Genomic DNA, 7,405 nt, shown 5'->3' with positions numbered 1-7,405 from the left:
GACACGTCGAACGTGTTGTTCATCGTGGCGGGGGCTTTTGCGGGGTTGGACGACATCGTGGCGGCGCGGGCGCGTAAGCGGGGTGTGGGGTTTGGGGCGCCGATCGAGACGGGTGCGGGGGAGGATCTGTTCGCGCAGGTGCGTCCGGAGGATCTGCACCGGTTCGGGTTGATCCCGGAGTTCATCGGGCGTCTTCCGGTGATCGCGTCGGTGTCGGCGTTGGACTCTGAGGCGTTGGTGCGGATCTTGACGCAGCCGAGGAATGCGTTGGTGAAGCAGTATCAGCGGATGTTCGCGATCGACGGGGTGGAGCTGGAGTTCACCTCTGGTGCGGTGGAGGCGGTCGCGGAGCAGGCGTTGTTGCGTGGGACGGGGGCGCGGGGGTTGCGGGCGATCATGGAGGAGGTGTTGCAGCAGGTGATGTTCGACGTGCCCTCGCGTGATGACGTGGAGCGGGTCGTGATCACGCGTGAGGTCGTGCTGGACAACGTGAACCCCACGATCGTGCCGCGCACCTCGACCGCGCGCAGCCGTACCCCGCGGGAGAAGTCCGCCTGACCTGCTGCCCGCCGGGGTAGAACCCCGGTCGGCCGAAGGAGAATCGCGGGAGAAGGTTGGACGCCATGAACGAGGAACCTTCGCGCAGTCGATCGGGCAGCGCGGCCGAGCGCGGATCCACGTTGTCCGACCCGTTGCCAGGTGCTTTCGCACAAGGCGGCGACGGCGAGCCCGTCACTTTGAGGCTTGCCCGCAGGAGACCCTTTGTCCTGGTCTTCGGGTTGGCACTCCTGACGGAAGCCGTCGTGGTCATGCGCCACGTCTTGCTGTACCCGGAGAAGGTGGAGGTGTCCCTCCCTGTCGCGGTCGTGGCCATGACAGCTCTCCTCACGTTCCTCATCGGGGTCGGTGTCGCGAGCCTGTGGGCTTTCTTCCGAGCGCACCGTCGGACGGTGACGATCGGGCCCGATGCGTTGACCCTTGGCTCCGGGGCGCTGCGGCTCGACTGGACGGACGTGAAGAGGATCGCGGTCCACGTGACCGCTACCCGACCCGTGAGCACGGAGTACCTGCCTCGACAGCGCGCGAGCTCTGTCATCGTCTCGCTGGTGTGGTGCCTGCACGACCACGCGGACGCCGGGCACGGCGCCAAGCACCTCGCCCGCCGCAAGCTCCCTCAGCAGTTCACGCACACACGGCCTCTGACGACCGTCCCGTACACGACGGACCTCGATGTGCCCATCGCCCGCGACCTGGACACCGCGCTACACCACTTCGCCGGACCTGCCTACCGCGCCCCCCTGGCGCGCTAGAAGCACCCGCGCCCCCATCGGCGACGAGTCGAGCAAGAGCATCAGAAGCTCGGGAAGCTGCGGAGTCGGACGCCAGTGCGACCCGGCGCGATGGCCGAGAGCTCGAGTGCGAAGGCGGGTTCCGCACAAGAGCGCCCGCGGGCCGCGAGGAGCGCCTGGACGCCGCGCGGGCACGGCGCGGTGAGCATCTAGGGTGAGAGGGGTCGGCATTGCCCGCCCTTCCGACCGACACCGACGCCGATTCCCGAGGGGAACCGTGACGCTGCCGCCCGACCAGCCCACCAACGGTTTGTCCGGCCCGCCGGACACGAGCAGGGCTCGAGGACGCCGCCCCCTGGTGCTCGCGCTCTGCCTTGTCCTGGCCCTCGTCGCTGGCGCTGCGCTCGTCGGCTACCTCATCCTGCGCCCACGCCTCGAGCGCCAGGCGAACATCGAGGCGGTGTCGGCAGCGTTCGAGGACTGCGACCTCGACGCCTCGGGTGCGAGCCTCGACCGAGCCAACGGGTCGATCGACTTCGACGCCGTCGAGACCGGGCTCGGTCCGACCTGGGCGGACGTCGAGTGCGTGGGCGATGCCCTCGGAATGCCCGCGCAGCACCTGGCCCGGCTCCGGGAACCAGCCGACGGGTTCGACCACGAAGAGCTCCGGTGGGACGTGTACATGGTGCTACGCCTCACGGGTGACGGCGACACTCACGTGTCGCTCTACCACGACTGGTGGGCAGAGCCCTACGGGGACTGAGCGTCCACCGGACGGCTACCGGCGGCGCACGAGCTCCGTCGCCTCGGCTCGTGTTCACCACCGCCTCGAGGTGTCGCCCGAGGTTGCCGTCGGTCAGTAAGCGCGCGCTCGAGGTGGGCGAAGTCTGCGCCTCGCGCATCGGCGAGAATCGCCAGGATCCCCCACCGTGCACGGTGCGGGACTACGTGGGCAGCACCGGAGGGCGGTAGGCCGCGCCGGCAAAGTGCCGCAGGGCGGTGTCGAGGTCGCGCGCGACGGGGACGTCGAGGTCAGCCGTGAACGGGACGGTCGACAGCAGGCGCTCGTGCGTGAACGGCTCGGGAAGCACGAGCCGGGCGAGGGGCGACGGGTCGTCGGCGGCGTCGGAGCCAGCGCGCGGGCGCCACAGGAGCGCGACGGTGACGGAGCTGGCCGGGCCCTTCGGCATGAGGTGCGTGCTCGCGGGCCGGACGGCGGTGACGTGGACCGCGACGGCCTCCAGGCCGGCCCAGTCGAGCCGCAGCGTTCCGGAGCCGAGCACCAGACCCTCGGGGCCGATCGTCACGGAGTGCCGGGGAGCCCGCACGAAGCCCCACACGGTGGCGCCGCCGAGCCCCCCGAGGAACGCGAGGACGAGCGTCAGGAGCACCACCGCGACGGGGACCGGCACCCGTACCGACTCCGGGTAGACCACGACCTGGCGCACGACGAGGACCGCCGCGGCGATCAGCGCGAGCCCGACGACGAGGAGGAACGGCCGCCGCCGGGCGAGGGGCAGGACCAAGGGGCGGTCGCCGTCGGGCACCCAGGATCCCTGCGCGGGCGCACCGTCCGGGACCGACCGGGCCGAGCTCACGCGCGGACGTCGCGGTCGTCGCCCGCCAGCCACTCGCGCGCCGCGGCGGCGAGCAGGGCGACGCCCAGGTCGAGCGTGGGCTCGGGCACCGGGGCGAAGTACGGGGAATGGTTCGGCGCGACGCCGTCGGGCAGGTTGCCCATGCCCGTCGCGGTCGCGAGGTCGAACGCGGCAAAGAGCGCCGGGTCGAACCCGCCCAGGTTCCAGTAGACGAGCGGGACGTCCGCTGCGGTGGCGAGGTCGCCGACATCCTCGGAGCCCGGCAGCGGGGGCAGCGCGACGACGGCGGGCCGGCCGCCGGCGGCCTCGATGCGTCCCCGCTGCTCGTCGAGCGTGCGCGCGAGGACGACCCGCGTCCGCTCGGCGGCGACGGGGTCGTTCACCATGAGGTCGAACGTCGAGACCTCCTCGAACTCGGGCGCCGCGGGTGCGCCGGAGGCAGCGGCCTCGGCGTCGACGATGCGGTGGATCGCGGCGAGCACGCGGCGGCGGACGTCCGGCGTGAACGACCGCACGTTGACCAGGAGCTCGGCGGAGCCGGGGATGATGTTCGCCTGGGTGCCCGCGCGCAGAGCCCCGACCGTGACGACGGCGGACTCCCCCGCCCCCACCTCCCGGGACACGACCCCCTGAAGCCGCATGACGGTCGCGGCCGCCATGACGACGGGGTCGACCGTCGACTCCGGGCTCGACCCGTGCCCGCCCTTCCCGTGCAGGGTCACGCGGAAGGAGTCGGTGGCGGCCATCGCGGGCCCGGCCGTGAGGTTGACGACGCCGACCGGGAGCGGCATGACGTGCTGGCCCAGGACGACGTCGGGCCGCCCGCCGGTGCGGTCGAACAGGCCGTCGGCGACCATCGCGCGCGCTCCCCCGCCGACCTCCTCGGCAGGCTGGAACACGACGACGAGGGTGCCGCGCCACGTGTCGCGGTGGGCGGCAAGCTCTGCGGCGGCGCCGAGCAGGCACGTGACGTGCACGTCGTGCCCGCACGCGTGCATCGTCCCGGACTCCTGCCCGTCGGGCGTGGTCGCGGTGTCCGTGGACGCGTACGGCAGGCCGGTGCGCTCGGTGACGGGAAGGCCGTCCATGTCAGCGCGGAGCAGGACGCGCGGGCCGGCGCCGTTCGCGAGGACGCCCGCGACGCCCGTCCCGCCCAGACCCTCGTGGACCTCGTAGCCCCACCCGCGCAGCCGCTCCGCGACGATGCCCGCGGTGCGGTGCTCGGCGAACGCGAGCTCGGGGTGCCGGTGGAGGTCGGTGTAGACGTCGGTGAGCTCGGCGGTCGTGAGCGGGGTCGCGGTCATGCACGCATGATCGCGCGACCGGTGGCCGGGGGCGAACTCGGGCCCGTGGCCGCACGGCACGATGAGAGCCCTGGGTCACACACCGAGCACGCGCCGTCACCCCACGAAGACGCAGAAGGGGTGGCCCGCCGGGTCGGCGTAGACGCGCAGCGGCTCCTCCGGGTCGTCCGACCGGTCGTGGAGCAGGCGCGCCCCGAGCGCGAGGGCGCGCTCGTGCTGCCGGTCGAGCTCCGCGACGTCCGGCACGGTGCAGTCGAGGTGGAGCTGCTGCGGCACGCCGTCGTCCGGCCACGTCGACGGCGGGAGCGTGCCGACCTGCTGGAACGCGAGCTGGACTCCGCCCGGCGCGGCACGCAGCACGAGCCAGTCCGCACCCGCCGGGTCCGGCTCGCCCGCCGGTGGCGACTCGTCGCCCACGCGGTACTCGAGCCCGAACAGCGCGCGGTAGAACTCCGCGAGCGCGCGGGCGTCGGTCGTGTCGAGCACGACCTGGGCGATCCGGGGGAACACGTCGGCCACGGCGACCACCTCCGCTCGCCACCGTCGCGCGGGGAGCGGGCGCACGCAAGCAGGTCGGCACCGGGCGCGGGAGGATGGTTCGGTGCGCAGGCTGACGACCACCCCGCAGGAGGCGACGTGACGAACCAGGACGCGCGACTCGCGCGGCACGTCGCCGAGGCGGCGGACGCGTGGCTCCGCGACCCGCTCGACGCGGGCGTGTACCGGCGCCTCGTCGACGCGACGCTCGCATGGCGCGCGGGCGGGGGTCGCGTGGTCCCGGGCACGACGGCGGCACCCGCCCCGGCCGACGCACCGCGAGCCTCGACCGGCGCCGCCGCGGCGCTCGCCGAGACGGACGACCAGGACGACGACGCCCGCTACCTCCGCCCCGAGCGCGCGCCGCGCGCGGTGGGCAGCACGCTCGCGGACGTCGCGAGCATGCTGCGCGCGCGAGCGACCGCGACCGTCTCGGAGAGCAAGACCTCGACAGAAGACCCGCAAGAACGCGACGAGCACGTCTGACCGGGGCATAGGGTGGGGGCATGACGCGCGTCCTCGTCACCGGCGCCGACGGCGGCATCGGCCGCGCGACGGTGCGCCACCTCCTGGACCGCGGGTACGAGGTCACGGCGTTGTCCACCGCGTTCGAGCACCCGTCCCCCGCCGACCGCCTCGTCGTCGGCGACGCCCGCTCCTCCGAGGACGTGAGCCGCGGGCTCGAGGACGCGGACGCCGTCGTGCACCTCGCGGCGATCCCGCACCCGAACCTGGGCACCCCGCTCGAGGTGTACGCGACCAACACGACCGCGACCTGGGCCGTGCTCTCGCTCGCGGGCGAGCGGGGCGTGCGGCGCGCGGTGATCGCGAGCAGCATCAACGCGTTCGGCGTGCCCATGAACCCGCACGACGTCCGTCCCGCCTACTACCCGCTCGACGAGGACGTGCCCGCCGACGTCGCCGACGCCTACTCGCTGTCGAAGCAGGCGGACGAGGCCGCAGCCCGGGCCGCGTGGCGACGCTGGGGTCTCGACGTCGTCGCACTGCGCTTCCCGCACGTGCGCGACGCCGCCGGCCTCCGGGAGACCGCGGCCGCCGTCGCGCGCGACCCGCGCGTCATGGCGCGCGAGGGCTGGGCCTACCTGGACCTGCGCGACGCGGCCGGGGCGATCGAGGCCGGGCTGACGGCGAGCCTCACGGGCGCGCACGTCGTCGGGCTCGCCGCGGACGACACGCTCCTGGACGCCCCGACCCCGGAGCTCCTCGCCCGGTACGCGCCCGAGGTCCTCCTCACCCGCGCGATCGGACCGCACGACGGCCTCGTCGACACACGCCGCGCGCGCGAGCTGCTCGGCTTCCGCCCACGGCACTCGATCCACCGCCCCGACGCCCGACCCACCCCGGAGACCCCGTGACCGACGTCCCGCCCACCCCGCTGCCCACCGTCGACCCCGTGGACCCGGCGTTCGCGAACCCGTGGCCCGCGCGCGACGGCACGCGCATCACCGGCGTCCGCGCGATCGTCACCGCGCCGGACGGCATCCCGCTCGTCGTCGTGCGCGTCGACACGAACGTGCCCGGCCTCTACGGGCTGGGCTGCGCGACGTACACGCAACGCTGGCACGCCGTGGCCGCGTACGTGGAGCGGCACCTCGAGCGGATCGTCGTCGGCCGCTACCCCGGCGACATCGGCGACCTCGTGCGCCTCGCGCGGCTGGCGCCCTACTGGCGCGAGGGGCCCGTGGGGAACAACGCGATCTCCGGCCTCGACATGGCGCTGTGGGACATCGCGGGCAAGCGCGCAGGAATGCCGGTGCACGAGCTGCTCGGCGGGAAGGTGCGCGACGCCGCCGACACCTACCTCCATGCGAGCGGACGGACCGTCGAGGAGACGATCGACGACGCCGCCCGGATCGTCGAGGCCGGGTGGCGGCACGTGCGGATCCAGACCGGCCAGCCGGGCATCGGCCACTACGGCACGGCCCAGGACCCCGAGCCGGGGTACCCCGACGCGCCCAACCCCCGCGGCTGGAGCGTCGAGGAGTACCTGCGCCGCACGCCGCGGCTCTTCGCCGCCGCGCGCGAGGCGCTGGGCGAGCAGGTCGAGCTGCTGCACGACGTCCACTCGCGCCTCACGCCCAAGCAGGCCGTGATGCTGGCTCGTGCGCTGGAGCCGTACCACCCGTTCTTCCTCGAGGACGTCCTCGCGCCCGAGCACTGGGACCGCCTGCCCGAGGTGCGTGCCGCGTCGCCGGTCCCGATCGCGGTGGGCGAGCTCGCGACGTCGTTCCCCGACGCGGCGCGGCTCGTCCTGGGCGGCGGCGTCGACCTGATCCGGTGCCACATCAGCGCGATCGGCGGGCTCAGCGCGGGTCGGGCGCTCGCGACGGCGGCCGAGCTGGTCGGGGTGCGCACGGCGTGGCACGCGCCGGGCGACACGTCACCGGTGGGCGCGGCGGCGAACGTCGCGCTCGACGTCACGTCGACCGCGTTCGGCATCCAGGAGGGCCACGTGTACTCCGACGCCGTGCACGAGGTCTTCCCCGGCACGCTGCGGATCGTCGACGGCTGGCTGCGCCCGCACGACGCGCCGGGCTTCGGCGTCGACCTCGACGAGCGCGCCGCGGCCCGCTACCCGGCAGACCTCGCCGGGCACGACGCGTGGGCCGCGGGCGTCCGCGCGCCCGACGGCGGCCTGGTCGCCCCCTGAGGGCGG

General features: G+C 74.0%; 8 protein-coding genes and 1 pseudogene. 6 read left to right on the top strand and 3 right to left on the bottom strand.

From position 1 onward, the window contains the following. The 3 genes and pseudogenes from ACFVN3_RS16780 to ACFVN3_RS16770 form a co-directional block, all read left to right on the top strand. Positions 1–558 (top strand): annotated as a pseudogene (locus tag ACFVN3_RS16780) (ATP-dependent Clp protease ATP-binding subunit ClpX); the annotation flags it as partial. Positions 559–623: 65 nt separating this feature from the next. Next, entirely contained in the window at positions 624–1,310 is a 687-nt protein-coding gene (locus ACFVN3_RS16775) for a hypothetical protein (protein ID WP_378234062.1), read from the top strand. Positions 1,311–1,566: 256 nt separating this feature from the next. Then, entirely contained in the window at positions 1,567–2,052 is a 486-nt protein-coding gene (locus ACFVN3_RS16770) for a hypothetical protein (protein ID WP_378234061.1), read from the top strand. A gap of 181 nt (positions 2,053–2,233) precedes the next feature. Here the strand turns inward: ACFVN3_RS16770 and ACFVN3_RS16765 are convergent, their stop codons facing one another. The 3 genes from ACFVN3_RS16765 to ACFVN3_RS16755 form a co-directional block, all read right to left on the bottom strand. Next, the gene (locus tag ACFVN3_RS16765) at positions 2,234–2,887 is read right to left on the bottom strand and encodes a hypothetical protein (protein ID WP_378234060.1); all 654 of its coding nucleotides are present in this window, start codon (positions 2,885–2,887) and stop codon (positions 2,234–2,236) included. Further along, positions 2,884–4,191 carry an amidohydrolase gene (locus tag ACFVN3_RS16760; RefSeq protein ID WP_378234059.1) on the bottom strand — a complete coding sequence of 436 codons (1,308 nt, stop codon included), beginning with the start codon at positions 4,189–4,191 and terminating at the stop codon, positions 2,884–2,886. Before ACFVN3_RS16760 ends, ACFVN3_RS16765 begins: the two co-directional genes overlap by 4 nt. 96 nt (positions 4,192–4,287) lie before the next feature. Then, positions 4,288–4,710 carry a VOC family protein gene (locus ACFVN3_RS16755; protein ID WP_378234058.1) on the bottom strand — a complete coding sequence of 141 codons (423 nt, stop codon included), beginning with the start codon at positions 4,708–4,710 and terminating at the stop codon, positions 4,288–4,290. 117 nt (positions 4,711–4,827) lie between these two features. Between ACFVN3_RS16755 and ACFVN3_RS16750 the strand changes: the two genes are divergently transcribed. The 3 genes from ACFVN3_RS16750 to ACFVN3_RS16740 are packed head-to-tail and all read left to right on the top strand — an operon-like array spanning position 4,828 to position 7,399. After that, on the top strand, positions 4,828–5,214 hold the full coding sequence (locus ACFVN3_RS16750; RefSeq protein ID WP_378234057.1) for a hypothetical protein: 387 nt from the start codon (positions 4,828–4,830) through the stop codon (positions 5,212–5,214). Between the two features lie 20 nt (positions 5,215–5,234). Then, positions 5,235–6,104 carry an NAD-dependent epimerase/dehydratase family protein gene (locus tag ACFVN3_RS16745; protein WP_378234056.1) on the top strand — a complete coding sequence of 290 codons (870 nt, stop codon included), beginning with the start codon at positions 5,235–5,237 and terminating at the stop codon, positions 6,102–6,104. After that, entirely contained in the window at positions 6,101–7,399 is a 1,299-nt protein-coding gene (locus ACFVN3_RS16740; protein WP_378234055.1) for an enolase C-terminal domain-like protein, read from the top strand. The genes ACFVN3_RS16745 and ACFVN3_RS16740 overlap by 4 nt, the downstream gene beginning before the upstream one ends. Positions 7,400–7,405: the final 6 nt, after the last annotated feature.

This window comes from Cellulosimicrobium sp. NPDC057862, assembly GCF_042797035.1.
Taxonomy (GTDB): domain Bacteria; phylum Actinomycetota; class Actinomycetes; order Actinomycetales; family Cellulomonadaceae; genus Cellulosimicrobium.
The sequence above is the reverse complement of the archived record's forward strand: the minus strand, read 5'-3'. Positions and strand labels throughout refer to the sequence as shown.